The 24,914-nt window shown below is 43.4% G+C and carries 26 protein-coding genes; 24 read left to right on the plus strand and 2 right to left on the minus strand.

Going from position 1 to position 24,914, the window contains the following annotated elements; genetic code table 11:
• Positions 1–11: 11 nt before the first annotated feature.
• Both G344_RS0108065 and trxA read left to right on the plus strand, forming a co-directional pair.
• Positions 12–386, plus strand: a complete 375-nt coding sequence (locus G344_RS0108065; protein WP_028255752.1) for a CoA-binding protein — start codon at positions 12–14, stop codon at positions 384–386.
• A gap of 60 nt (positions 387–446) precedes the next feature.
• Positions 447–773 (plus strand): thioredoxin, encoded by a 327-nt coding sequence (gene trxA, locus G344_RS0108070; RefSeq protein WP_028255753.1) that lies wholly within the window; start codon positions 447–449, stop codon positions 771–773.
• A 126-nt stretch (positions 774–899) separates the two neighbouring features.
• Here trxA and G344_RS0108075 read toward each other — a convergent pair whose 3' ends face one another.
• On the minus strand, positions 900–2,237 hold the full coding sequence (locus tag G344_RS0108075; RefSeq protein ID WP_028255754.1) for a threonine/serine exporter family protein: 1,338 nt from the start codon (positions 2,235–2,237) through the stop codon (positions 900–902).
• Between the two features lie 444 nt (positions 2,238–2,681).
• On the opposite strand from G344_RS0108075, the gene mraZ reads away from it, so the two are divergent.
• The 17 genes from mraZ to G344_RS12165 all read left to right on the plus strand — a co-directional run bounded on the left by mraZ (position 2,682) and on the right by G344_RS12165 (position 20,403).
• Positions 2,682–3,113 (plus strand): division/cell wall cluster transcriptional repressor MraZ, encoded by a 432-nt coding sequence (gene mraZ, locus G344_RS0108080; protein ID WP_028255755.1) that lies wholly within the window; start codon positions 2,682–2,684, stop codon positions 3,111–3,113.
• A gap of 13 nt (positions 3,114–3,126) precedes the next feature.
• A complete protein-coding gene (rsmH, locus tag G344_RS0108085; protein ID WP_028255756.1) occupies positions 3,127–4,059 on the plus strand; it encodes a 16S rRNA (cytosine(1402)-N(4))-methyltransferase RsmH in 933 nt (310 codons plus the stop codon).
• Between the two features lie 18 nt (positions 4,060–4,077).
• On the plus strand, positions 4,078–4,485 hold the full coding sequence (gene ftsL / locus G344_RS11105) for a cell division protein FtsL (protein ID WP_051245877.1): 408 nt from the start codon (positions 4,078–4,080) through the stop codon (positions 4,483–4,485).
• 60 nt (positions 4,486–4,545) lie between these two features.
• The gene (locus G344_RS0108095) at positions 4,546–6,030 is read left to right on the plus strand and encodes a UDP-N-acetylmuramoyl-L-alanyl-D-glutamate--2,6-diaminopimelate ligase (protein WP_028255757.1); all 1,485 of its coding nucleotides are present in this window, start codon (positions 4,546–4,548) and stop codon (positions 6,028–6,030) included.
• A 2-nt stretch (positions 6,031–6,032) separates the two neighbouring features.
• The gene (locus tag G344_RS0108100) at positions 6,033–7,397 is read left to right on the plus strand and encodes a UDP-N-acetylmuramoyl-tripeptide--D-alanyl-D-alanine ligase (protein ID WP_028255758.1); all 1,365 of its coding nucleotides are present in this window, start codon (positions 6,033–6,035) and stop codon (positions 7,395–7,397) included.
• Between the two features lie 110 nt (positions 7,398–7,507).
• Positions 7,508–8,476 carry a phospho-N-acetylmuramoyl-pentapeptide-transferase gene (gene mraY / locus G344_RS0108105; protein WP_028255759.1) on the plus strand — a complete coding sequence of 323 codons (969 nt, stop codon included), beginning with the start codon at positions 7,508–7,510 and terminating at the stop codon, positions 8,474–8,476.
• 25 nt (positions 8,477–8,501) lie between these two features.
• The gene (murD, locus tag G344_RS0108110) at positions 8,502–9,875 is read left to right on the plus strand and encodes a UDP-N-acetylmuramoyl-L-alanine--D-glutamate ligase (protein WP_028255760.1); all 1,374 of its coding nucleotides are present in this window, start codon (positions 8,502–8,504) and stop codon (positions 9,873–9,875) included.
• Complete coding sequence (gene murG, locus G344_RS0108115; RefSeq protein WP_028255761.1) at positions 9,872–10,978, plus strand: undecaprenyldiphospho-muramoylpentapeptide beta-N-acetylglucosaminyltransferase; 1,107 nt, start codon at positions 9,872–9,874, stop codon at positions 10,976–10,978. The genes murD and murG overlap by 4 nt, the downstream gene beginning before the upstream one ends.
• A gap of 21 nt (positions 10,979–10,999) precedes the next feature.
• Complete coding sequence (gene murC, locus G344_RS0108120; protein WP_028255762.1) at positions 11,000–12,379, plus strand: UDP-N-acetylmuramate--L-alanine ligase; 1,380 nt, start codon at positions 11,000–11,002, stop codon at positions 12,377–12,379.
• Positions 12,376–13,308 carry a D-alanine--D-alanine ligase gene (locus G344_RS0108125; protein WP_028255763.1) on the plus strand — a complete coding sequence of 311 codons (933 nt, stop codon included), beginning with the start codon at positions 12,376–12,378 and terminating at the stop codon, positions 13,306–13,308. Before murC ends, G344_RS0108125 begins: the two co-directional genes overlap by 4 nt.
• A gap of 16 nt (positions 13,309–13,324) precedes the next feature.
• Positions 13,325–14,359 carry a cell division protein FtsQ/DivIB gene (locus G344_RS11110; protein ID WP_051245878.1) on the plus strand — a complete coding sequence of 345 codons (1,035 nt, stop codon included), beginning with the start codon at positions 13,325–13,327 and terminating at the stop codon, positions 14,357–14,359.
• Positions 14,360–14,376: 17 nt separating this feature from the next.
• Positions 14,377–15,063: a DUF881 domain-containing protein gene (locus G344_RS0108135; RefSeq protein WP_028255764.1), complete on the plus strand. Its 687-nt coding sequence runs from the start codon at positions 14,377–14,379 to the stop codon at positions 15,061–15,063.
• Positions 15,060–15,404: a small basic family protein gene (locus tag G344_RS0108140; protein ID WP_028255765.1), complete on the plus strand. Its 345-nt coding sequence runs from the start codon at positions 15,060–15,062 to the stop codon at positions 15,402–15,404. The genes G344_RS0108135 and G344_RS0108140 overlap by 4 nt, the downstream gene beginning before the upstream one ends.
• Before the next feature lie 194 nt (positions 15,405–15,598).
• Positions 15,599–16,621, plus strand: a complete 1,023-nt coding sequence (ftsZ, locus tag G344_RS0108145; RefSeq protein ID WP_028255766.1) for a cell division protein FtsZ — start codon at positions 15,599–15,601, stop codon at positions 16,619–16,621.
• A gap of 68 nt (positions 16,622–16,689) precedes the next feature.
• Entirely contained in the window at positions 16,690–17,268 is a 579-nt protein-coding gene (locus tag G344_RS0108150) for a porin family protein (RefSeq protein WP_028255767.1), read from the plus strand.
• Positions 17,269–17,509: 241 nt separating this feature from the next.
• Positions 17,510–18,760 carry a pyridoxal phosphate-dependent aminotransferase gene (locus G344_RS0108155; protein ID WP_028255768.1) on the plus strand — a complete coding sequence of 417 codons (1,251 nt, stop codon included), beginning with the start codon at positions 17,510–17,512 and terminating at the stop codon, positions 18,758–18,760.
• Positions 18,760–20,403 (plus strand): nucleoside kinase, encoded by a 1,644-nt coding sequence (locus tag G344_RS12165; protein ID WP_028255769.1) that lies wholly within the window; start codon positions 18,760–18,762, stop codon positions 20,401–20,403. Before G344_RS0108155 ends, G344_RS12165 begins: the two co-directional genes overlap by 1 nt.
• A gap of 397 nt (positions 20,404–20,800) precedes the next feature.
• Here G344_RS12165 and G344_RS11115 read toward each other — a convergent pair whose 3' ends face one another.
• Positions 20,801–21,034, minus strand: coding sequence for a DUF896 domain-containing protein (locus tag G344_RS11115; RefSeq protein ID WP_038155283.1), 234 nt, complete (start codon positions 21,032–21,034; stop codon positions 20,801–20,803).
• Between the two features lie 152 nt (positions 21,035–21,186).
• Between G344_RS11115 and nth the strand changes: the two genes are divergently transcribed.
• From nth to G344_RS0108190, 5 genes are all read left to right on the plus strand, one after another.
• Positions 21,187–21,825: an endonuclease III gene (gene nth / locus G344_RS0108170; protein ID WP_028255770.1), complete on the plus strand. Its 639-nt coding sequence runs from the start codon at positions 21,187–21,189 to the stop codon at positions 21,823–21,825.
• A 2-nt stretch (positions 21,826–21,827) separates the two neighbouring features.
• Positions 21,828–23,327 (plus strand): hypothetical protein, encoded by a 1,500-nt coding sequence (locus G344_RS11120; protein WP_051245879.1) that lies wholly within the window; start codon positions 21,828–21,830, stop codon positions 23,325–23,327.
• Positions 23,328–23,348: 21 nt separating this feature from the next.
• Entirely contained in the window at positions 23,349–23,657 is a 309-nt protein-coding gene (locus tag G344_RS0108180) for a YdbC family protein (RefSeq protein ID WP_028255771.1), read from the plus strand.
• A 73-nt stretch (positions 23,658–23,730) separates the two neighbouring features.
• Positions 23,731–23,928, plus strand: a complete 198-nt coding sequence (gene rpmE, locus G344_RS0108185; RefSeq protein WP_028255772.1) for a 50S ribosomal protein L31 — start codon at positions 23,731–23,733, stop codon at positions 23,926–23,928.
• Positions 23,929–24,003: 75 nt separating this feature from the next.
• Complete coding sequence (locus tag G344_RS0108190; RefSeq protein WP_028255773.1) at positions 24,004–24,894, plus strand: DUF1385 domain-containing protein; 891 nt, start codon at positions 24,004–24,006, stop codon at positions 24,892–24,894.
• Positions 24,895–24,914: the final 20 nt, after the last annotated feature.

The following is a 24,914-nucleotide window of genomic DNA, read 5'->3' on the forward strand; positions in this document are numbered from 1 at the left end:
GGTGATATACTATGATGCCCCAAGAAGCATTGAAGAAAAAGGTTTGGGCCGTTATCGGTGCCACGGCACGAACAGAAAAATTCGGTTATAAAATTTACAAACATCTTCGTGACCATGGCTATACGGTATATCCCGTAAATCCGAATGTCACCGCTATTGACGGTGATGTTTGCTATCCATCGTTACGCGCTTTGCCGGAAGTGCCGCAGGTAGTCGATTTTGTTGTTCCTGAACGGGTTGGACTTGAGGCTGTTGACGAATGTCAACAGCTGGGCGTGGAAATCGCTTGGTTGCAGCCGGGTGCGGATACATCGGCAGTGATTACAAAGGCGAATGAGGCCGGTTTAGCAGTTATAACGGATTGCGTATTAGTACAACTTAAGTAGCCGTAAGTATGGCAGGCTTACAGCATGTAAATATAGAGTGACAGTAAAGGAGATATACACATGAGCGAAGTAATTAAAGATGTAACCGTAGAAAATTTTAAAGATACCGTAGTTAATTATGAAGGCGTAGCTGTCGTTGATTTTTGGGCACCGTGGTGCGGCTATTGCGTACGTATGATGCCTGTATATGATGAGCTGGCAGCTAACTTGGGCGATAAGGTTGTGCTTGCAAAGGTTAATACGGATGAACAGGTTGACTTAGCAAAGGAATACCAGATTGAAGTATTGCCGACATTTGCTATTTTCAAGAATGGTGAAATTGTTGATCGTAAAATCGGTTATGTACCGCTAAGCGAATTGCAGGCTGCTGTAGAAAAACATTTATAATTGAATAGCGGTAAAGTGGATACGAGCTTTGCCAAGGTATAAAACATCATAAATTACAAATGAAGAAGCAGTAACGAATGGGATATTTTCTCGTTTCGTTACTGCTTCTTTTTATGTCTTATATTATTACTGGTGACCGGCACCTCTATCCTGTAATAGCTGTAAGAGTCGTTGATGTTTAGCACGATCCAGATAACGACTGGCCAGAATATGCGGAATAGATACGCCGATAGCAATACAAATAATAGTTGTTATTCCGGTTACACCGCTACGTAGTGCATGAAGAAGACTTTCAGTATCCAATGTGTTAATCGTAACAATTCCAAAAAGGAAACGATACAGTAATACGCCGGGAATCAAAGGGATCACCGAGGGAATGGAAAGTACTGGTGCAGCGGTTCGGAAGTAGCGACTTGCTTTCAAAGCACATATGCTGATAATAGCAGTAGCTAGAAAGGTAGCACCGGGAAGAGAAAATCCTAAGTACACCAGTAGGGTGTTGCGTATGGCTACGGCAATAAGTCCTCCAATGCCCACCAATGGTAAAAGACGGTACGGAATATTAAAAATAATAGAAAATCCTATGGCACCAACCACAGAAGCTGCTAACTGTAAAGGATATAGTTGACCGGGAAGAATACTCAGGCTGGTAAAATTGGACAGGCGATCAAAATATAATGCCATCGTTATACCGACTGTCATGCTGCCGACGATAAGAAAGGTATTCATAGCTCTTGTCATACCGGCCATGATATGATTGTTTATCATGTCATCTACCGCATTAATGAGGGGAACACCAGGAATCATGAATAAGGTACAGCTTATCATGGCGTAAATCATGGCATCGGAAGCAAACAGTGTGTGCAGTAGATAGGCGGATGTGGTAGCAGCGAAGGCAGCAGCCATGATACTGATATAAATATTGACTTCCCAGCGATTACAGAGTGTACGAACAAAAAATCCTATGATTGCACATAAGGTTGTAACCCACGCAGAAAGAATAGTACCACCGAAGAGCAAAGCAAATGCGCCACAGGCAAAACCGGCAGCTATGTTAAGGAGACCATGAGGATAACGTGGCGGTGTTTCGGCAATGGTTCGTAAACGTTTTTCAAATTCATCTAAGGTAAACGATTGCTCCAGCGCTTTCCAAGTTAGCTTACTCAGTACGGAAAGCGTTGTCATATTTACTCCGTGATGTAATGTTTTTCTAAAAACCGTGTAGGCATGTGAGTCATCGGAAATATTCAACATAATCGTGGTATATGAAATATGAACATGCACTAAATTTTCATCAATACCCATATAGGCGGCAGCGCGTAGTATATCACGTAAAATCTGATTGGTGTTGGCGCCGTTCTCCATAAGAAGTTGACCCAGTAGAAGCAGGAGATCCATTTTTCGACGGATGTCGTCAAACGGCGTTTCTAGCAGGGTCAACTCTTTTTTTGTATATACATTCATTACATACTGTCCTTTCTCTTTATTATCGTTTCTAAAGTATAGCATGATTAAGAGTTGGGCAAAAGAGCATTCCTTTTGTAAAAGAGAGGAGGCCGAAGATAATACCGTTATGGTGTGACAGATTATGAGGTGGTGTGTAGTGGTATATAAGGTGATATGTAGTGGTGCATGAGGTGGTATGCAGTGGTACATGAGGTGGTATGCAGTGGTACATAAGGTGGTGGAAAGTGGTGCCCAGTAGGCAAGCTGATGTTATAGAAACGAAAAAATGAACAATTATATAGAACTAATATATTATAAAATAGTATGAATACAATAAGAAATTACATTAAATTTCAGAAAAATTTACAAATTAGGCTATATTTATTGTGATAAGTGGGGGATTGTGGTAGAATTTACCATATAGTGGGTGTGAAGAACAAGGATGGAAGGAGGCGAGACAACATGTTCATGGGTGAGTTTTCACATACGATTGATACAAAGGGTCGTTTGATTATCCCTGCAAAGATGCGTGAGCAATTGGGAGAGACTTGTGTTATCACTCGTGGATTTGATTCTTGTCTGGCCGTATACACCTTGGAAAAATTTGAAGATATGCGGGCGCGGTTAGCAAAGCTGTCCGATACCAAAAGCGGCGTACGCGCATTGAAACGCCTTTTATTCGGACGCGCTGCGGAATTGGATTTTGACAAGCAGGGCCGTGTTCTCATTCCCAATTCGTTGCGCACCTATGCCATGTTGAAAAAAGATGCTGTTGTAGTCGGTACCAGTGATCATATTGAAATCTGGAGCCGAGAACAATGGGATCGGTATAACGATGAAGTCGGGGGCAATTTAGAAGCGTTAGTTGAAGAGTTTGATGATATTATGCTGTAGAAAGGGGTCTTGTATGGAATTTCAGCACGTAAGCGTTTTATTGGAAGAAACAGTGACGGCTGTCTTAACAGATCCCGATGGCATTTATGTGGATTGCACGCTGGGCGGTGCAGGTCATTCGCATGCGTTGGGAGAACGCCTTAGCGAAAAAGGTCTGTTAATCGGATTCGACCAAGATGAAGTAGCGTTAGAAGTAGCTAAGAAGCGACTGTCCGATTTACCATGTCGGGTTATGACGATTCCCAGCAATTTTCGGTATCTTAAAAAGGAATTGGCTGAGCGGGGAATTGATGCCGTCAATGGTATTATTTTTGACTTAGGTGTATCCAGTTATCAGTTGGATACGGCAGAGCGTGGATTCTCATATATGAACGATGGACCGTTGGATATGCGCATGGATCAGCATAATCAGCTATCGGCGGAGGCTGTAGTCAATGACTATGATGCAGAGGAACTGGTTCGAATTATCAAAGAGTACGGTGAAGAGCGATGGGCTAAACGCATTGTAGAATTTATCGTAGATGCTCGGCAAGAAGAACGTATTACGACGACGGGGCAATTGGTATCCATTATAAAAAAGGCAATCCCGGCCAAGGCACGTCAGGATGGGCCGCATCCTGCGAAGCGCACCTTTCAGGCTATCCGCATCGAAGTTAACCAGGAGCTGTCGATTTTGCACGATACCTTTGTGGATGCAGCGGAATTACTTACACCCGGCGGTCGTATGGGGGTTATCACCTTCCACTCGTTGGAAGACCGAATTACAAAACAAACATTTAAAGAATTAAGTACAGGATGTATTTGCCCGCCGGAATTGCCGGTGTGTGTATGCCATCATGTAGCAACAGTGAAAGCAAGAAATAAGGCAATAGAGCCCAGTGTGGAAGAGATAGAGCGTAATCCGCGTTCGCGCAGTGCCAAGCTTCGTGTAGCGGAAAAGTTATGATAGACGGGAGAGGATAACATGTTGGTAGAAAAGGCAGCCTGGAAGATGAATTCGGCACAGCCCTATGTCGGTGACGTACAAAAAGTCAGGCGCCGGGGTGGCTCTTTTCTGAGCATGTCTCCGGAGATGAAAGGGATATGCATAGTTGTCGGAATGATAGTGCTTTGTGTTATAATGTTACTGTTCATGCAGTCGATGAAAGCACGTACCGGTTATGAAGTTGTTCGTATGCAGCAAGAAGTTGTACAACTGACCAAAGCCAATGATGAATTAAATTTAGAAGTGGCAGAACTTAAATCGCCGACGCGTATACAAAAAATCGCGCAGGACAAATTAGGGATGGTATTACCGGACGCTTTCGTGTACAATAGCAAAGGTACTACGGTAGAACGTGACGTACAAGTAACGAAGCGTATTGTAGATTAATCTATGGTATAGAGCAGCCCTCAAGGGCTGCTCTCCTTGTTTGAAGTGGAGGTTTTACTGGTGAAGACGGTAAACGAAGTATATAACAGTATCACAAATGCCACCCTGACGGGCAACGGTGACATACAAATTACCGGCATTACTGCGGATTCTCGCGAAGTAAAAAAAGGAAGTTTATTTATTTGCTTAGTGGGGGCTCACGTAAACGGACATAACTATATTGATAAGGCGGTACAAGCAGGAGCGGCAGCCGTCTTGGTATCCGAAGATGTGAAGGTGCCTACGGAAGTAGCGGTTATTCGTGTCGACGATACGAGAAAGGCAATGCAAGAGTGCGTGCCTTATTTTTATGAATATCCGGCGAATAAAATGCGGATGATAGGTGTAACAGGAACGAATGGTAAAACGACAACAACGCATATTATCGGACATATTTTGCGTAAACAAGGATATAAGGTAGGTATTATCGGAACGGTACATGTGCTCATCGGAGATAAAACGTATCCTATTCATAACACGACACCGGATGTAGTCGATTTACAGCATATACTGGCACAGATGGTAGAAGAAGGGGTAACACATTGTGTAATGGAAGTATCTTCTCATGCTTTGGCATTAGGACGTACGGCCGGTGTAGAATACGATACGGCAGTATTCACTAATTTGACGCAGGATCACCTGGACTTCCATCATACCTTTGAAAATTACTTGGCAGCTAAATGTAAGCTTTTTGAACAGGTAAGTGCCACCAATCAGCATAAAGGGAAAAAAGGTGCCGTTATTAATATTGACGATCCTTACGGAAAACGTGTTATGGAAAAGAACTCGGCGCCGCTGATTACCTATGGTACGGAAGGTAGAGGTTCGCTGGAAGCTTCTCATTTGACGATTACAGCTAAGACGTCGGCGTACGATATAGTATGGGATGGTACTACGTATCATAATCATATGCGTATTACAGGCTTGTTTAATGTATATAATACATTGGCGGCAGTAGGTGCTTGTCTCAACGAAGGCATAGGTATGGATGCTATTATTCAGGCATTGAGTGATTTTACAGCTGTGCCGGGACGATTTGAGCTTATCGAAGAAGGACAACCTTTCGCAGTGGTAGTGGATTACGCACATACACCGGATGGATTGGAAAATATATTACAAACAGCCAAGAAGATTGTTGAACATAGAATTTTGGTTGTCTTTGGTTGCGGCGGTGACCGCGATGCAACAAAGCGACCGATTATGGGACGTATTGCTGCACAATACGGTGATGTTGTATTTGTTACCTCGGATAATCCGCGTACAGAAGATCCGGTACAGATTGTAAAGGATGTAGAGGTAGGTGTAAAAGAAGGCCTTCGTGATGGCGTACGCTACGAGGTTATCGTCGACAGAGCAGAGGCTATTCACAAGGCAATTGCCCAAGCACAGGCCGGTGATGTTGTTATTATTGCCGGCAAAGGACATGAAGATTATCAGATTTTGAAGGATAAAACAATACATTTCGATGACCGCGAAGTTGCTCGAGATGCTCTTAAGGAGAGATAATCATGGCTGAATTTACATTGCAGGAAGTCATTGAAGCTACCGGAGGAAATTATTCGGGAACAGCAGGAAATGATACGATGTTTACGCATATTTCAACGGACACTCGAGCTATTGAGGCCGGTAATTTATTTGTGGCATTAAAAGGCGACACCTTTGATGGTCATGATTTTTTAAAGACTGCCAGAGAAAAAGGGGCTATCGGTGCCATTGTTGATCATGGACGAGGCATAGATGGTCTCGTTTGTATCGAAGTCGATTCCACGCTGCAAGCATACCAGGATCTTGCTCGGTATCATCGGCGTCGTTTTACGATACCGGTAGTTGCTGTAACCGGTTCGTCGGGAAAAACAACAACAAAGGAAATGATTGCTGCTGTGTTGGCAACAAAGTATGCTGTTTTAAAGACTGAAAAAAACTTTAATAATGAAATTGGTTTGCCTAAAACATTATTACAGCTTACTGATGAGCATGAAGCATGCGTAGTAGAAATGGGTATGCGTGGTTTGGGGCAAATTAAAGAGCTGGCTGATATTGCGGAACCTACGATAGGGGTCATTACCAATGTGGGAACCAGTCATATTGAACTGTTAGGCTCACAGGAGGCCATTGCTCAAGCGAAAGGTGAATTAATCCAAGCCATTAAAGAGGATGGTACTGCGATTCTTAATGGTGATGATAATTTCGTTAAAGCTATGGACAGCCTTACTGCGGGGAAAACGATTTATTATGGTATACACCGGCCGGCTACGGTGCAGGGTGTCCAATTAAAATATCGGAAGGACGGGATAGGATTTACTTGTCGGTGTTTTGATGAAGTATTTCCGGTAACCTTACCGATGATTGGGGAACACAATGTATACGATGCATTAGCGGCAATTACCGTAGGACGTGTTCTCGGTGTGCCATCGGCAAAGATTGCCAAAGGGTTGGCAGCGTTTGCCGGTACACCGATGCGTCAGGAAATCGTATCTTTCCCGGATTTTGTTATTTTGAATGATGCGTATAATGCAAATCCGGCATCGATGGCAGAGTCGATTAGAGCATTAGGCCAGCTGGAAGGTAAACGAAAAATTGCTATGCTAGGCGATATGTTGGAACTTGGTGGATACACCAAGGAAAGTCACCGTGAGGTAGGAAGCTTACTGGCAGAAGAAGGGTATAGCGCAGTCTTTACCTTTGGTGAAGCAGCAAAATACATAGCAAAAGCAGCTAAGGAAGCCGGTGTGCCAATTGTTAAGCCATGTACCAGTCATATGGAAATGGCTAATGAATATTTGGAAATGGCCGTAAAGGGCGATGTTATTTTGGTAAAAGGCTCGCGCGGCCTGCGGATGGAACGGGTAGTACAGGAACTAAAAGAACGGTAAAATATATTGCATTGTAATCGGTTATGTACTACTATATATAGCGGTGCTTTTTCGTGGCATCATGGCTATCACTATGTTCAATGCAAGAATAAGGGAGCGAACCTGATAAAATGATTTTACAATTGATATATACGTTTATTTTTACATTAGTTGTTACGGTAGTGCTGGGACATTTTGGCATTCCTATGTTGCGACGATTACATGCACAGCAAAGTATACGTGAGGAAGGTCCGAAAAATCATCAAGCAAAGGCGGGGACCCCAACTATGGGCGGGCTTTTTATGATGCTGGCTCTCATCATTGGTGTGCTATTCATGGCTCCGTTGAGTATCACAACAGGAATTTTGTTGTTTCTGACATTGGGTCATGCACTCTTAGGTTTTAGTGATGATTTTATTAAGGCTGTTAAAAAACGTAATCTGGGGTTGACAGCTAAGCAAAAATTGGCAGGTCAGTTGGTGATGGCAGCTATTTTTTGTTACATTGCAACAGAATATATAACTCTGCCTACGACAGTATGGATTCCTTTTGTTGATACTACCGTAGATATCGGTGCGTTCTATTACTTCTTAGTATTTATCGTTATTGTAGGGACGACGAATGCAGTTAATTTAACGGATGGGCTTGATGGCTTGGCAGCCGGCACAGGTGCGGTTGCGGCAATTTCTTATGCGGTTATCGGCTTATTGGCAGGACTGCCCAGCGTAGCTTTCTATGGTGTAGCACTCTGCGGTGCCGCCTTAGGATTTTTGTATTACAATATGAATCCTGCAAAAGTGTTTATGGGCGATACCGGATCGTTGGCACTGGGCGGTGCGTTTGCCGGCATGGCTATTATGACAAAAACAGAGTTATTACTTGTGATTATCGGGGGCATTTTCGTTATGGAAGCGCTTTCGGTTATTATACAGGTGGCTTCTTTTAAAACGCGGGGTGTTCGTGTCTTTAAGATGAGCCCGATTCACCACCATTTTGAATTATCCGGATGGGGTGAGCAAAAGGTAGTAACACGTTTTTGGTTGGGCGGATGCATATGCGCGATTATAGGATTGGCTGTGTACATCGTGCAATGTCAATAAAGTCATTAGCTGAGCAGGTGAAATTATGGAATATAAAGGTACACATATTTTAGTATTGGGGGCCGGTGTCAGCGGCATTGGCGTGGCACATATTGTGGCCGGATTGGGAGCTCATGTAGTTTTAAACGACTATAAGCAAGTTTCCTTTGATAAAAAAACGGAACACCTTTTGGAAGAATCCGGTGTTGAGGTCATTACAGGCCGTCAGGATTTTTCATTACTGGATGGAGTAGAGCGTATCATCGTTTCTCCGGGAATTGCGTTGACAATTCCTATTTTGGAAGAGGCGAAGCGTCGCCATATAGAAATTGTTGGCGAGGTGGAACTGGCCTATGAAATTTCCAAGGCTCCCATATTGGCCGTAACAGGAACTAACGGTAAGACAACGACGACTACATTGTTGGCTGAGGTAGTAAAAGCAGCAGGCAAGCCGGTATTTGTCGGTGGCAATATTGGTCTGTCTCTCAGTGAGGCTGCCCATAAGGCAACGGAGGACGGGTATGTGGTAGCGGAATTATCCAGTTATCAGTTGGAAAGCAGTGTCACTTTCCGGCCTAAAGGTGGCATCATGCTAAATATTACGCCGGATCATCTGCAGCGACATAAGACAATGGAAGCCTATCAATATGCGAAGGAAGCTATTTTCCGTCGACAACGGGCCGACGATTTTATGGTTTTGAATATAGATGATCCTATAGTAGCCGATATGGCCATGCGTGTACCTGGCAAAGTCCTCTCAATCAGTCAACAGCGGCGCGTAACAGACGGTGCATTTTTTGAAGACGGCGTATGTTATGCCGTACAAAACGGCAAACCGGATCCGGTAGTCACTGTAAAAGAGATTCATATTCCGGGAGCCCATAATGTAGAAAATATTTTAGCGGTTGTTGCCCTGTCCTATGCACTAGGCTTTTCTAAAGCGAGCATTGCATTAGCCATCGACAGTTTTAATGGGGTGGAACATCGTATAGAAAAAGTAACGACCTATAAAGGTGTTACGTACTATAATGATTCAAAAGCTACAAATACCGATTCGGCTATAAAGGCATTAGATGCATTTCATCAGCCGGTGATTCTGTTGGCAGGTGGTCATGATAAGATGACTCCGCTGGAAGACTTTATGGCTAAGGTAAAATCGAATACAAAAGCCGTAATTTTCATGGGTGAAGCAGCCAATCGATTTACACAAGCCGCTATAACAGCAGGCGTAACGAATATATACCGGGCCGACTCTATGGAAGAAGCAGTTACTATGGGGGCTGATTTGGCTACGGAAGGAGATGTGGTACTGCTGTCGCCGGCATGCTCCAGTTTTGATTGGTATCATTGCTTTGAAGAACGAGGCGACGATTTTAAGCAATGTGTACATGAAATGGCAAAAAAGGGGGCTACGGAATGAAACGGGTAATCATATCCGGTGGCGGTACCGGAGGTCATATCTATCCGGCGATTACTATTTATAAAGAAATAGCGGCTATGACAGAAGCTGAGTTTTTGTATATCGGTACGGAACGTGGCTTAGAGGCTTCTATTGTACCTAAAGAAGGATTGCCGTTTCGCACGTTACCGGTTCAGGGGTTAGCTCGCAAGCTGTCTCTCCAAACCGCGGTGACATTAGGAAAATCGGTGGGATCTTTGTTTATGGCCAACAGTATTATTTCCGAATTTAAGCCGGATGTGGTTATAGGTACCGGCGGTTACGTGTGTGGCCCTATATTAATGGCAGCAGCATTGCGTAAAATACCTACATTAATTCAGGAGCAAAATGTAATTGCCGGTATTACCAATAAAATTCTCAGCCGTTTCGTCGATGTTGTGGCTGTAGGCTATGAAGAAGCGGCAGCATCGTTTAGTCATTGTAAGCGCGTTATTTACACAGGCAACCCTGTGCGACCTGAAGTCCTTATCGATTCACGCTCCGATGGTCGGCGTCATTTTAAACTGGACGATTCCGACTTTGCCGTTTTAATTGCCGGCGGATCGCGCGGTGCACGTAGTATAAATAATGCTATGATAGAGGTGCATCGCCATTTTAAAGATAGAAAGGGTATTAAACTCATTCATGTAACCGGAAGTGCCGAATACGATCGAGTGCTAGCAGAATTGGGTGCCGAAGATGGCAACTCTTTCAGTGAGTCGTCGTTAATTTTGTCATATTTACATGATATGCCAAAAGGCTTGGCAGCAGCGGATTTAGCCGTGTTCAGAGCCGGAGCGGTAGGTCTGGCTGAGTTGACCGTACGCGGGATACCTTCTATCTTGATACCGTATCCCTACGCGGCAGAGGATCATCAGACATATAATGCACGTTCGTTGGTAACAGCCGGAGCGGCGCGTATGATTGTGGATAAGATGCTTACCGGTGAAGATTTAATCGGAGAAATAGAATACTTTTTAGAAAATCGAGAAGAGTTGGCGCATATGGCGTCGGAAGCCAAGGCATTGGGACGACCGAATGCAGCAAGAGATATTGCTCAATTGGCATTGGAAATAGCAAAATAAATGTGAGGAGCGAATGCGACCATGTTGGATGGTATACATAAAATTCATTTAATCGGGATTGCCGGATCAGGCATGCGGGCAATTGCGAATATACTGATTAGTCAAGGATTTCAAGTGTCCGGATCGGATATCAAGGAGTCAGCTGTAACGGAACGTTTTCGTTCTATGGGAGCGACAATTCATATCGGACATAAGGCAGAATATGTAAACGGTACGGATGCAGTGGTTCGTTCGACAGCTATTCATGACGATAATCCTGAGTTGATGGCAGCAAAGGAAAAAGGAATTCCTATTCTTCATCGTTCGGACATCGTAAAAGCTGTACTTGATGTTACGACCGGTATCGCAGTGGCCGGTGCTCATGGCAAGACAACGACTACATCCATGCTGGGACAGATTTTTGTGGAAGCCGGTGAGGATCCTACCGTTATTATCGGTGGCGAAGTAGATTACTTGAAAGGCAGCAGCCAATGGGGGAAAGGGAAGTACAGTATTGCGGAAGCTGATGAAAGCGATGGTTCTTTTCTTAAGCTGCGACCGAAAAAAATTGTTGTAACCAATATTGAGAATGACCATATGGATCACTATGGGACCATTGAAAATTTGCATCGTGCGTTTGCACAATTCCTATCTGTATTACCTAGTGACGGAGTAGCTGTAGTTTGTGGTGATAATACAGCGATTCAATCTATTATTCCTCAAGTAGAACGACGCTTTATCACTTATGGTCTAGGTGAAAATAATGAGTATCGTGCACTGAATATTCATTATGAAAAGGGAAAGCTTGTGTATGATATTGCTTTCAAAGGGAATGTTATCGGTCAAATGGTATTACGCGTGCCGGGTACTCACAATGCACTTAACTCGTTAGCTGCTTTTATTATGGCGAAAGAATGCGGATTGGATGCAAAAACTATTTGTGATGCATTATCTCACTTTACAGGTGCCAAACGTCGTTTCGAAACAAAAGGACATACGGCAGGCATATGGGTGGTTGATGATTATGCACATCACCCTACGGAGATTAATGCGACCTTGCAAGCAGCTAAGGCCTTGGAAGAACATCGGGTGATTTGTTTATTTCAACCACATCGTTATACGCGCACAAAGTTGTTGCTTTCTGAGTTTGGGAATGCATTTAAAGCAGCCGATAAAATTTATATGACAGATATTTATAGTGCCGGAGAAGATCCTATAGAAGGCATTGACGGTATGTCTATTCCTACTATGATTAAGAAAACAACGGGACAAGACGTATGCTATGTGGCAGATATAGAAGAACTGCCTGCCCGTGTAAAAAGCGAATTACGTCCCGGGGATTTGGTAATCACCATGGGAGCCGGTTCGATTAATCAGTACGGCCCTAAATTGTTGGCACTATTAGGAGACGATAATAAATGAAAGACAAAAAAATTGTTGTATTAATGGGTGGCCCTTCTAAGGAAGCGGAAGTATCTCGTCGTACAGGGGCTGCCATTGCCGAAGCACTGCAAAGCATTGGTTACAAGGCTGAAACGTTGGAACTTCGTCCGGCACATGTAGTTGAAGATATACGTTCTGTAGGCGGTGATGTCGTGTTTATCGCTCTTCACGGAAAATTTGGTGAAGACGGGGCTGTACAGGGAGCACTGGAAATGGCCGGCATTCCTTATACCGGTTCAGGTGTTATGGCACATGCGGTAGGGATGAATAAAAAAATCAGTAAAGATGTATTCCGCGGTGCCGGCATTCCTACGGCATCATCCGTATCCTACAACGGTGCGGTACAAAGCGAAGAGGAAATTATTGAAGATATTCACCATCGCTTTTCCTTGCCGGTTGTATTAAAACCGGCTACACAAGGGTCGAGTATTGGTGTGGTAATCGTTAAAGATGAGTCTACATTGGGAACAGCGGTGAAAGAAGCATTATCGTATGACCCAATCTTGGTAGTGGAAACATACTTGGACGGTCGGGAATTTACGGTATCCGTATTGGATGGTAAAGCATTGCCTGTCATTGAAATCAGACCGCACTCCGGTGAATATGATTACTCGTCTAAGTATACAAGCGGTGCTACGGATTATTTAGTACCGGCTCCGATTGATGAAGAATTGACGGCTACCATGCAACGTATTGGTGAAACTGTATTTAAAGAATTACAGTGCAGCGGAACTATTCGCGTAGATGTTATGACAGACAGCCACGGTGATGCGTATGTGTTGGAATACAACACGATACCGGGAATGACGGCTACCTCGTTGGTGCCTAAAGCCGCGGGCGCATTGGGAATTGACTTTCCTACATTATGCGAAAAAATATTACAGTCTGCAGGCTTAGGAAAATTCTAGGAGGATAGGGTCGCCCATGAGAGAGTATAAAGGTGGTAACAGCCAGGGCGAACGTCAGTCTGAGCGACCCTGGCAAGCAGTAGCGGCTCCGGTAGTGTCTTTTGCCGAAGAATTGCGTAGACGTGGTGTTATCGTTGCCGGTGTTAATGATGACACTACGTTATCATCATCCGGTTCGGTTGCGATGACGGAGGATGACGGGCACTATAGGAATGGCGAATTTCCTGAAAACGCCTCTGACTTAGATACTACGCAAACCGAAGCTAACCAAGACAATAGAAGACGAAAAATGACAACGGATGGGCAACGGCCAATGCGAGGCAGTGGCGGAACACAGTTTCGAAAAGGCCCGCACCGTTGGCAGAGAAAAGCGATTATCAGCACGATACTGGTTATCGTGGTTCTTGCCTTGCTTTATGTATTACCGATTCCTTTGGGAACGATACAAGTAGTGGGCAGTGATAAGGTGACGGTACAGGACGTGATGGCCGCCGGAGATATTCGTTCTCCCGTTAATTTATTGCAGATTAATACGGGACGTTTGGAAGATCGATTGGCAAATGATTTACGTGTTGAAGTTGCCAAAGTTAACTATGTATTTCCTTTAACTCTTCAAGTTAATATCACCGATAGAAAAGCATTAGCGGTAGTAACGACTAAATTCGGATTTGCGTCGATAGATAAGAACGGACAGGTAATTGCTATGGGGCCGGCTATTGAGGACACGGCAGTACCGATTATATCCGGCGTTAAGCTAGGCAATATTTTATTAGGCGATAAGCTTGATAACAAGGCAATTCACGATGCGTTGGTTTACCTGAATGCCTTGACACCGGATGGCTTAAAATCTATTGCCGAAGTCAATGTAGGTGATGAAAATCAGTTGACGGCATATACCGTAGACGGGCTTCCGCTCCGATTAGGTGATGGCTCCGAACTGGTTAAAAAAGCACAGTTAAGCGAAGAAATGATTAAAGATGTGAAAACACGCGGCGTAGCAGCACAGTATTTAGATGTAAATGTTACGTCACCGTTTATTAAGGTGCAATAGATAGGAAAGGACAAGCATTGAAGCAAGGACGTTGGGCCATTGCGGCGGTAAGTATGGTATTGGGAATCATGTTGGTTACTCAATACAGAATGACTCAGACCATTACAGAGAATAATGTGCATTTGCAGCGAGCCGGGGACTTGGCGTTACAACTTAATGCGGCGCAAAAAGAGCGCGATGAGTTACGGGCTCAGCTGGAAAAAATAAAAAAAGGCACCACTGATGATGTTAATTCGGATTACAGTGTGTTGAAACAACGAGCCGGCTTAACTACGGTCAGTGGTACGGGTGTTGTGGTTACTATCAATGATAGTAAAGTACCTGTTAAGGATAACGAAAACCCCAACTTATATTTAATTCATGACGAAGATATTCTGCGCATTGTTAATGAGTTACGTGCCGGAGGTGCGGAAGCCATTGCGATAAACGATCAACGACTAATCGGTGTATCGGAAGTTCGATGTGCAGGACCGACGATTATGGTTAACGGCAAAGTGTTTGCACCGCCTTTTGTTATAAAGGCAATCGGTGATCCCAAAACATTATCTGCAGCACTTACGATGCGAGGTGGCATTGTGGATACATTGAAATATTGGGGCATTGAGCTAAAAATCCAAAAAGAAAATCAAGTAGTAGTACCTGCCTTTAATGGTACCTTTCGAGAAGAGCATTTGACAGCTGTAAAAGAGGGGGCGACTACATGATATATGTATATATAGTGTTGGGCCTGATTGTAGGTATCAGCTTAGGTTCGATATCACCCTTGGAAATTCCGCCGGTATATGCCAAATATACATCAGTAGCATTGTTGGCTGCTTTAGACAGTGTGTTTGGCGGAACCAGGGCTGCCTTGGAACGCGTATTTGACTTGTCCATCTTTTTGACAGGATTCTTTTCTAACTCGTTGTTGGCAGCGCTACTTGTATTTTTGGGAAACATTGTCGGTATTGATTTATACTATGTAGCATTAATCAGCTTTGGTTTACGACTCTTTCAAAATACGGCGGCGATACGACGCTTATTGCTTTCGCGCCGTACAAAATGAGGAATGACTACTGGAAAAAGTAGGGGCGATAATGATATAATGTAAATCAGAATGCAATTATAAAGTGGAAAAACTTTGAAATCTATTGTAAAATAGACTAAACAAACTATGGCAAGTATTGTGTGATAATGCAGCGTTAGCAAACGCGGCTACAATACTTGTAATATCCTGCGGAAATAGGAGGAGGATCTTAGATGTCGGAATTCGCAAATATTAAGGTAATAGGTGTAGGTGGCGGCGGAAGCAATGCCGTAAACCGCATGATTGATAGTGGCCTTCAGGGTGTTGACTTCTTAGTGGCCAATACAGAAACACAGGCATTGGATAATTCTAAAGCAGATATTAAGATTCAATTGGGTGAAAAGCTTACAAAAGGCTTAGGTGCCGGTGCAAATCCTCAGGTAGGAGAAGAAGCAGCACAGGAAAGTCGCGAAGAAATAACTAAGGCACTTCAGGGTTCCGACATGGTATTTGTTACTGCCGGCATGGGTGGCGGTACCGGTACCGGTGCTGCACCGATTGTTGCCGAATGTGCCCGTGAAATCGGTGCTTTAACGGTAGGCGTAGTAACGAAGCCGTTTACGTTTGAAGGTAAACGTCGTCGTACACAGGCGGATAAAGGTGTTGAAATGTTGACTAGCAAAGTAGACACGATTATCGTAATTCCGAATGATAAATTGTTACAGGTAGTTGATAAGAAAACCCCGCTTAACGAAGCATTCCGCACGGCGGATGATGTATTGCGCCAAGGTATCAAGGGTATTTCTGATTTGATTACTGTACCTGGTTTAATCAATCTTGACTTTGCTGACGTAAAAACCATTATGACTAATCAAGGTGAAGCCTTGATGGGTATTGGTGTAGGCGAAGGTGAAAATCGTGCTGTTGATGCTGCTAAGATGGCTATTAACAGTCCTTTGCTTGAAACTTCTATTGAAGGTGCAAAGGGAATTCTTTTGAATATTACCGGTAGCAGTGACTTGAGCTTGTTTGAAATTAATGAAGCAGCGGAAATTATTTCCGAAGCTGCCGATCCGGAAGCAAACATCATCTTCGGTTCCGTTATTGACGAAAATCTCGGTGACCGTGTACAGATTACTGTAGTAGCTACCGGATTTGGTGCTTCTCACAATCCAGGACCGGACTTTGGCGGAAACCGCGCTAAACGTCCTATGTCGACAGGAGGTCTCGAAATTCCTACGTTCATGAAACGGTAGGAGTTTCACAGATATCTGTGAGAAGAATATATTTTTATATTGTGTAGTAGTGCTTGGAGGGATACCCGATGAATAAAACATTACTTTTGAGTGCAGTAGTGACTGCTACGGTGACCGGTGCAGCATTTGCGGCTTCCGTTCCGGTGACAGACATTAATGCAGGCCAGAGTAAGGTTGCCGTAGAATACAGCTTTGCTCAACATGCTGAGGGCAACGGCGGTTCCAACGATGGGTTTGGGGCCTCTCTATCGACTGGTTTGTCCGATAAATTGGCATTGCAGTACGAATACAGCCGTGTTAATCTTGACAAAGGCGGCGATGTGAAGGATCATCGCTTAGAAGCTGTATATAAAGTAAGCAAAAATGTTAATTTATATGGGGCAGGTACATATCTTAGAGCCGATGGTGAACATGAAACCGGTTTCCAAGGTGGCGTAATCGGTCACGTTCCTTTAGCAGATAACTTAAGAGGTTTTGCTAAGGTTGGCTTTGGTAATGATATTAAACAAACGTATCAGATTGGTGCTACTTACGATTTGACGAACGATTTAGGCCTTAACGTATATTATCAGTATGATAAATATAGCGTTGATGGTAATGACAGCGATATTAAAGGCTTACATGCCGGTTTAGGCTATTCGTTCTAAGTAGGATTGGCGAAGAACGCTGAGATTACTTTACAAAGAAGAAAGGCTCCCGAGTACGAGTTGAACTTGTGCTTGGGAGCTTTTCTTTATATTTTTATAGTTTGCTCTATATTGTATACAATATTTTTTTATAAAAATGTAAAAAACATGGCACTTTTCATGGTTTATCCCTTGTATAGTGTATATATTTAGGCTATTATAAATATAGATTATTGCTATAATGGATAGGAAGGTGTAGGACATGACTATGAGTATGGCGGCTACGCACGCGAAAGGCAAGAAAGCAAAGGATAATATTTTTGTTATGAATTCACGTGCGCAGGAAGACGCAAAAAAAATCGGTAAGGAAAACGTATTGAATGGTACCTTAGGTTCTATTTTGGACGAAAACGGGGATATCGTTTTCTTGAAAACCGTAGAACATGAATACCTTAATTTACCGCGCAACGAATACGTAGCCTATGCTCCGATTGCAGGCTTGCCGGAATTTTTGGATGCAGCAATCAGTGAATGCTTCGGTGAATCGAAACCGGATGCATATCTTGAAGCGGTAGCGACAGCCGGCGGTACAGGTGGCATTCATCACTTGGTACATAATTATACGAATCCGGGGGATACAGTGTTGACTGCTGATTGGTATTGGGGTGCTTATCAACAGATTTGTGGCGATAATCATAGAACATTAGATACATATCAACTCTTTACACCGGATAATACGTTTAATTTTGAAGCGTTTAAAGCAAAGGCTACAGAGATAGCTGCGAAACAGGAAAATGTAGTATGGATTTTTAATACACCGGGGAACAATCCTACGGGCTTTAGTTTAACCGAAGAGGATTGGGACAAAGTAATTTCTTTTGCAAAGGAATTGGTTGCCAAAGGGAAAAACAAGGTGATTATTGCTTGCGATGTAGCATATATTGATTATTCCGGAGAAAAGCAATCGGTACGTCGCTTCTTTAAAAAATTTGGCAACTTGCCTAAGGAAATTCTCGGTGTTGTTTGCTATAGCTTATCCAAAGGATTTACCATGTACGGTCAGCGTGTAGGCGCTATGATCGGTATTACTTCCGATAAAGATGTACATGAGGAGTTCCATGAAATTAATCAGTTAACGTCTCGTGCAACTTGGTCTAATATTTGTAGACCGGCTATGCGCACGATGGCAAATATCGTACACGATCCGGCCAAGTTGGCAGCGTACGAAAAAGAAAGAAATGAGTATTGCCGATTAATTAACGAACGAGCACAGATTTTCGTAGAGGAAGCAAAAGAAGTCGGATTGCCTTGTTTACCGTATTGCGGCGGTTTCTTCTTAACGATTCCGACGGAACATTCTAAGGAAGTTGTAGAAGAATTAACTAAGGAACATGTATATGTTATTCCGTTAGGACATGGTATACGTGTTGCGGCATGCAGCATTCCGAAGCGCCAGATGAAAGGTTTGGCAACGACGATGCATACGATTATGAAACGATTGGGGTATTTATAATGAATATAACGGTTACCGATGCTAACGGCACAGCTGTAACCGTACCAAGTGGGACGACAGTAGGTGAGGTAGCTCGCCTACTGCCGTTTTTTACTACGGAGAATGCTGTGCTAGCAATCATACATAATGATATTTGTGATTTTCAGACGGCCTTGTATGAAGATGTAACGATACGATGGTTACCTCTGAATACGCGAGAAGGATTTATGGCGTATCAGCGAAGTCTTATCTTACTGATGGTGCGCGCGGTAAATGATGAATTTCCGGGAGCCACTGTTAAAGTGCTGCATACACTGGGCAATGCCTTATATTGTGAATTAACACATACGAACGGGCGCAGTGCCGGTTACGAAGATATACAACGTATACAGCGAAGAATGCGTCTAATCCAGCGTGAGGAACCGGCCATAAAAAAAGAATTTATGTCTAAAAGCGATTGCTTACGCTATGTGCGTAAGCATGGAAATGATTTTGATTGTAAAATTCTGGAATCTCTGGATTTACCGGAAATAACGTATTACCAAACGGGAAAAACGGCAGATTATTATTTTGGTCCTATGGTCCCTGATTTTTCTTATTTGCGTTACTTTTCGTTAGAGTTATACACGCCGGGATTTTTACTTCGCTATCCTGATTGGGAGCGACCGCGTGAATTGGCAACATATAAAGAGGTTCCTAAATTTGCAAAGGTGTTTTTGGAAGCTAAAGAGTGGGGGCGTATGCTCGACTGTAGTTATGTAAGTCAGCTAAACGATCACATTCATGACGGTAGTATTACAGAGATTATCGATTTGGCCGAAGCACTTCAGGAAAAGCGTCGGGCACAGATGGCAGACTATGTAGTTTCGCAGAAGCCAGCGATTCGTTTAATTTTGGTAGCCGGGCCATCCTCGGCGGGAAAGACAACCTTTACCAAACGTTTTTGTACACAACTCAAGGTCAATGGATTGCGTCCTATCATGCTATCCTTAGATGATTATTTTGTGGAACGCGCCTACACGCCACGCTTGCCTGACGGAAGTTATGATTTCGAATCGATTCATGCAATTGATGTAGGCTTTTTTTCACAACAACTATTGGCACTGTATGCCGGTGAAGAAGTACGACTGCCACAATTTAATTTTTTAACCGGTACCCGTGAATGGCAAGATAAAACTGTTCGGTTAACGCCGGGATCGCCTGTTGTTGTGGAAGGGTTACATGCGTTGAATGATGACCTTAGTCGCGTCGTGCCGCGCTATGAGAAGTGTAAAATTTATTTGGGGGCATTAACGCAGTTGGCGATTAATGATCATAATCGTATTTCTACATCCTATACACGTTTGGTGCGACGATTGGTGCGAGATCACCAATTTCGTGGACATGGTGCGGAACGTACATTGGAAATGTGGGACAATGTGCGACGCGGAGAGGAAAGTAATATTTTCCCGTTCCAAGAAGATGCGGATATGATTTTTAATTCCGCCTTATTATATGAGTTGCCGGTGTTAAAGGGATTGGCCGTTCCTTTATTGGAGGCAATTACTCCGGAGAGTCCGTATTACTATCGGGCACATCAGCTGCTTCGCTTTTTATCACCTTTCAAGGTATTAGATCCCAGCTATGTACCGAGTAATAGTATTTTAAAAGAATTTATTGGTTAGGACACGATACATATATTTAGTTTACGATATATAATGTAAAAATATATTACGTGTAAAATATGGTAAATGAAAAATATAGTATATGCAAAGTAGGATAACTTTAGAATATGGCAAATGTGAAATAATAAGTATTAATAGTATGTAGTAAAGGCAGAAGGCAGTACATATAAAATGTGATAGGTGTAAAACGAAGTAACTGTAAAGATATGATATAAGACATAATGAAAATAAAAATCTAATAATAAAAGAGGAACACAGGAGCAAGGACTGTTCTAATGAATAAGTGTATACGATGTAATCATTGAACAGCATGCTACTGTGTTCCTCTTATTTTGTTTGTGTAGATTGTTTAGTATTTAATCTTTGATGATGCATTAAAGCCGATAGCAAATGAGTTTTAATTTAATTTTTTAAAACCTACATTATCATAGGTACAATGTCCGGCATCTTCCGGTAGTTCATCAACAAACTCAATGGAGTCGAGCTGTTGTTTTACTTGACCGCGAATAAAGTCAAGATAAATTTTATAAAGTTCTTTCTTTTCAGCCAACTCTTCTTCGGTTAAAGGAATACCGGCCTTTTTCTTTTTTGCTAATTCGTTAATACGTTGTAATGTTTCATTTATATTCATTATCAGGTTACCCCCCCTTATTAATAGATATATACTGCTATTATAGCATGGACGTCAAGCCTTTATCTCATCTATGCATAATGTGTAGCTTTTATCGACAAGGAGTGATATAATCGTGGAGAAATACATTGCATCATTCAAAGGAGTTGTACATGAGAGTAACAAAGGCGATAAAGGCAGAGCAGATTCGGATTTTAGAAGAAACGTATCCGGACGCGAAGCCGGCGTTGACGTATAATAGTCCGTTTGAATTGCTGGTGGCCGTGGTTTTATCGGCACAGTGCACGGACGAACGAGTGAATATCATCACAGCGCGTTTATTTCCGACGTATAGCAATCCGGCGGATATGCTGGCGTTGGGTGTTTCTAAATTGGAAGTGTTAATTCGCGATTGCGGTTTATACAGAGCGAAGGCAGCTAATCTGATTAAAACTTGTGATATTTTGGTGCATACCTATCATGGTGAAGTGCCGGAGTCCTTTGATGAGTTAATCAAGCTACCCGGTGTGGGACGTAAAACGGCAAATGTTTTAGTTTCTGTTTTATTCGGTGTCCCTGCCATTGCCGTTGATACACATGTGTTTCGTGTATCAAACCGGTTGGGCTTAGCAAAAGGGAAGACGCCGGAAGAGGTAGAAGAAAAATTAAAAAAGGCGATTCCTATGGAAAAATGGAGTGCCGCTCATCATTGGCTGATATGGCACGGCCGAAAAATATGTAAAGCGCGTAAACCGTTATGCGGGGAGTGTCCGTTGGCACCGGTGTGTCCATCGGCAGATAAGGAGGCTTAAGAATGACAAAGGAAATTGAGTCGTTAATTGCACGTTTTGAGGCCATCGGCTTACGAGGTGTCGCTATCATCAACGAGTTATTGCGTTTCCGTGCATTGGACCAAATGATCAGTGCCAGCGCAGAGGTACGTGAATGGGGCATTACGGCGGACAAATTATATACATTGGCAAAACAGTCTACGGAAGAGGAGTTTGGCCCTATCACGTATTCGGAAAATGATTTCGGTGCTTTGTATGGTCCGTCCTTTGCGGTAGAGCTGATGGATGTTATCAGTGAAACCGGTTATTTGGAAGGTATCGATGCGGGACGTCAGTGGACGGTACCTATGAAGGATATTATCGAAGAACATAAGCATACAGACGGAATTATTTTATTTGCGTATATTGAAGAGTACGCAGCATTGGCGGAAGATATCCTGCAGGAGCTTCCAGCGGATCGCTTAATTTTTTATACACCGTCGGAAAGCTGTTATGCCTTATTTAAAAAATTATATCCTTTGGCACCGATTACCAATGAATGGCCGGAGGATGTTATTTTTGATCATATCGTAGCGGCGTCGACAGGAATTTTCCAAGCTCCGGTGAAGATGATGGAGGAAGTGGCCTCCCGTGTTATGAACATCACCGAAGTGGGAACAGCGCATTACTTTATACCGCTGGCAGCAGTACAAGATCAGGTGGGCATGAATCGCATGGCCATTCAGTACATGCTGTTGCAGCGTCGCTTGGAAAGTGTGCGCGAATGGGCACCTCTAGGGGCGGTAGAATTTTTCTACACAAATCGAGATATCAAAAAGGTTGCACTGGAAATCAGAGAAATTATGAATGACTCTTGGCGGAGCACGCCGTTTATTGCGTTGCCTCATGAAGTACTGGCATCCATGGACACCTTCTCGGTTGTACAATACGGTTTATCTTTGTGTGGTTTCATTCCGGCGTTAAACCCGCAGGATACGGCTATGGGCGATGATGGCTTTATGAAAAACGACGGCCGCTTACCTTTGTATATGCGCCGTGTATTTGAAGCATACAAGGCAACGCGCCTTGAAGTGGAACGCAAAAAAGGGCGTGTCGATTTAAAAATCACGCAGGTAGAAGGTTTGGCACCGGACACGGCTATGAGCGAAGAACAGTTTGCTACAGCGGTAGCTGCTGAATCCAAGGATGATGGCGTTGCATACTGGATGTTTACGAATCCTGTGGCCGCGTATATCTGGTATGCTTATTTCAAAAGCGAAGAAGGCAGTAAGATATTGACGACGTTATCCCATATGGTTCTTACAACGGAAGCATTGTTACAGCTTATGGGCAGTTGCCGACGTCGAATTATCAAAAAAGATGCCTTGGCAGTTTTGGAAGAACGTTTCGAAAAGGGACGCAGTGCCTACAAGGATGCACTGGCTCAAGCAGATGCAACATGGGGTGCGGAACTGGAAGCAATGGCGCAGGTAATCTTGCCGGAAGCACCGGAAGTACCGGCGGAAGACACCGATAATAAATAACCGATAAAGGAGATTGATAGAATGGCAGTCGTTAATTTTGAAATTTTTAAAGTATTGGGGACGTTGTCAGAAAATAAAGATGGTTGGAAGAAACAGCTTACCTGCACCAGTTGGGGCCGTTATAATCCAAAGTTTGATTTACGTTCTTGGGACAGCGAATATACGGGCATGACAAAAGGTGTTACATTGACGCTGGAAGAAATTTTAGCATTGAAAGAGTTACTGAACTCCGTTGATTTAGAGCAGGCTATGCAGGAATCTTTGGAAGAACGGGCGGCTGCGAAAGCGGCAGCTAAAGCAGCGGAAAAGGCAGAAGAAAAAAGCGAGTGATGACTTGCATTACAGATAACTGTATGATACAATCATTAAGTATAGTTTAGTCAGTGGAAAGAGGTGTTACAGAATGAAAGAAGGAATTCATCCGAATTATGGTGAAGCTACCGTAACTTGCGGTTGTGGCAATACCTTTAAAACCGGTTCCGTGAAAAGCGATCTCCGCGTAGACGTTTGCTCCAAATGCCATCCATTCTTTACCGGTCAGCAGCGTGCAGCGCAGGCTCGTGGTCGTATTGAAAAATTCAACAAACGTTACGGTAAATAATTATCGCAATGTAATTATACAAATTATACGGCAGAGCCTAGGCTCTGCCTATATTTGTTTGAGAGAGGAGTTCTCGTGGAGCAAAAGCGGATTAAAAAATTTGTTGGAGGCCAGGCAGTCATAGAAGGCGTTATGATGCGTGGCCCAAAATATACAGCGACAGCCGTTCGAGAACCGGACGGCGGCATTGTGGTAGATACGACTCCGACTACATCTTTAGCGGAGCGCTACCCTATACTCAAGCAACCGTTGCTACGCGGTTGCTTGGCATTGTATGAATCACTGACAATCGGGATGAAGGCATTAGCCTATTCAGCTAAAGCAGCCGGCGAAGAAGAGGAGAGTATGTCCAATAAGGATATTGCCATTACTATGGTGGTGTCTACCCTATTTGCTATCGGACTCTTTTTGGCTTTGCCCACCTTTGTAGCCAAGTACATACCGGGCATCGGAGATAACCATATTGCATTGAATTTAGTAGAAGGGGTTATCCGATTAGCCTTATTCTTAGTGTACATTTGGGCTATCGGGCTTACGCCGGATATAAAACGCGTGTTTCAATACCATGGAGCAGAGCACAAAGTTATTCACACCTATGAAGAGGACCAGCCGCTTACCGTGGAAAATGTACGCAAGCATTCACGGTTGCATGCACGGTGCGGAACAAACTTTTTGCTTATTGTCATGGTAGTAAGTATTATTGTATTCGCATTTTTAGGCTGGCCGAATTTATTGGAACGCATTGTATCCAGAGTGTTGTTGATGCCGGTGGTAGCCGGTATTGCTTATGAAGTGATACGATGGGCAGGACGCAGTGATTCGGTAGTAGTAAAAGCACTTATCGGTCCCGGCTTGTGGCTTCAGTACATGACAACGCGGGAGCCTGAAGCCGATCAAATCGAAGTGGCTATTCGCGCGTTAGAAGCTGTGCGCCCGTCCGAAGAAGATGCCTACGAATATATATAAATAACCGAAAGGGGTAACGC

It is taken from the genome of Veillonella magna DSM 19857 (assembly GCF_000428745.1).
Classification (GTDB): Bacteria; Bacillota; Negativicutes; order Veillonellales; family Veillonellaceae; genus Veillonella_A; species Veillonella_A magna.

Bases quoted from the DNA above. Each gene is read 5' to 3' on its own strand.
- mraZ (WP_028255755.1), top strand. From the start codon at position 2,682: ATGTTCATGGGTGAGTTTTCACATACGATTGATACAAAGGGTCGTTTG.
- G344_RS11110 (WP_051245878.1), top strand. From the start codon at position 13,325: ATGAGAGAGTATAAAGGTGGTAACAGCCAGGGCGAACGTCAGTCTGAG.
- nth (WP_028255770.1), top strand. From the start codon at position 21,187: ATGAGAGTAACAAAGGCGATAAAGGCAGAGCAGATTCGGATTTTAGAA.
- G344_RS11120 (WP_051245879.1), top strand. From the start codon at position 21,828: ATGACAAAGGAAATTGAGTCGTTAATTGCACGTTTTGAGGCCATCGGC.
- G344_RS12165 (WP_028255769.1), top strand. From the start codon at position 18,760: ATGAATATAACGGTTACCGATGCTAACGGCACAGCTGTAACCGTACCA.
- murD (WP_028255760.1), top strand. From the start codon at position 8,502: ATGGAATATAAAGGTACACATATTTTAGTATTGGGGGCCGGTGTCAGC.
- G344_RS0108065 (WP_028255752.1), top strand. From the start codon at position 12: ATGATGCCCCAAGAAGCATTGAAGAAAAAGGTTTGGGCCGTTATCGGT.
- G344_RS0108125 (WP_028255763.1), top strand. From the start codon at position 12,376: ATGAAAGACAAAAAAATTGTTGTATTAATGGGTGGCCCTTCTAAGGAA.
- G344_RS0108140 (WP_028255765.1), top strand. From the start codon at position 15,060: ATGATATATGTATATATAGTGTTGGGCCTGATTGTAGGTATCAGCTTA.
- ftsZ (WP_028255766.1), top strand. From the start codon at position 15,599: ATGTCGGAATTCGCAAATATTAAGGTAATAGGTGTAGGTGGCGGCGGA.
- G344_RS0108075 (WP_028255754.1), bottom strand. From the start codon at position 2,237: ATGAATGTATATACAAAAAAAGAGTTGACCCTGCTAGAAACGCCGTTT.
- G344_RS0108100 (WP_028255758.1), top strand. From the start codon at position 6,033: ATGGCTGAATTTACATTGCAGGAAGTCATTGAAGCTACCGGAGGAAAT.
- G344_RS0108155 (WP_028255768.1), top strand. From the start codon at position 17,510: ATGACTATGAGTATGGCGGCTACGCACGCGAAAGGCAAGAAAGCAAAG.
- ftsL (WP_051245877.1), top strand. From the start codon at position 4,078: ATGTTGGTAGAAAAGGCAGCCTGGAAGATGAATTCGGCACAGCCCTAT.
- rsmH (WP_028255756.1), top strand. From the start codon at position 3,127: ATGGAATTTCAGCACGTAAGCGTTTTATTGGAAGAAACAGTGACGGCT.
- murC (WP_028255762.1), top strand. From the start codon at position 11,000: ATGTTGGATGGTATACATAAAATTCATTTAATCGGGATTGCCGGATCA.
- mraY (WP_028255759.1), top strand. From the start codon at position 7,508: ATGATTTTACAATTGATATATACGTTTATTTTTACATTAGTTGTTACG.
- rpmE (WP_028255772.1), top strand. From the start codon at position 23,731: ATGAAAGAAGGAATTCATCCGAATTATGGTGAAGCTACCGTAACTTGC.
- trxA (WP_028255753.1), top strand. From the start codon at position 447: ATGAGCGAAGTAATTAAAGATGTAACCGTAGAAAATTTTAAAGATACC.
- G344_RS0108150 (WP_028255767.1), top strand. From the start codon at position 16,690: ATGAATAAAACATTACTTTTGAGTGCAGTAGTGACTGCTACGGTGACC.
- murG (WP_028255761.1), top strand. From the start codon at position 9,872: ATGAAACGGGTAATCATATCCGGTGGCGGTACCGGAGGTCATATCTAT.
- G344_RS0108180 (WP_028255771.1), top strand. From the start codon at position 23,349: ATGGCAGTCGTTAATTTTGAAATTTTTAAAGTATTGGGGACGTTGTCA.
- G344_RS11115 (WP_038155283.1), bottom strand. From the start codon at position 21,034: ATGAATATAAATGAAACATTACAACGTATTAACGAATTAGCAAAAAAG.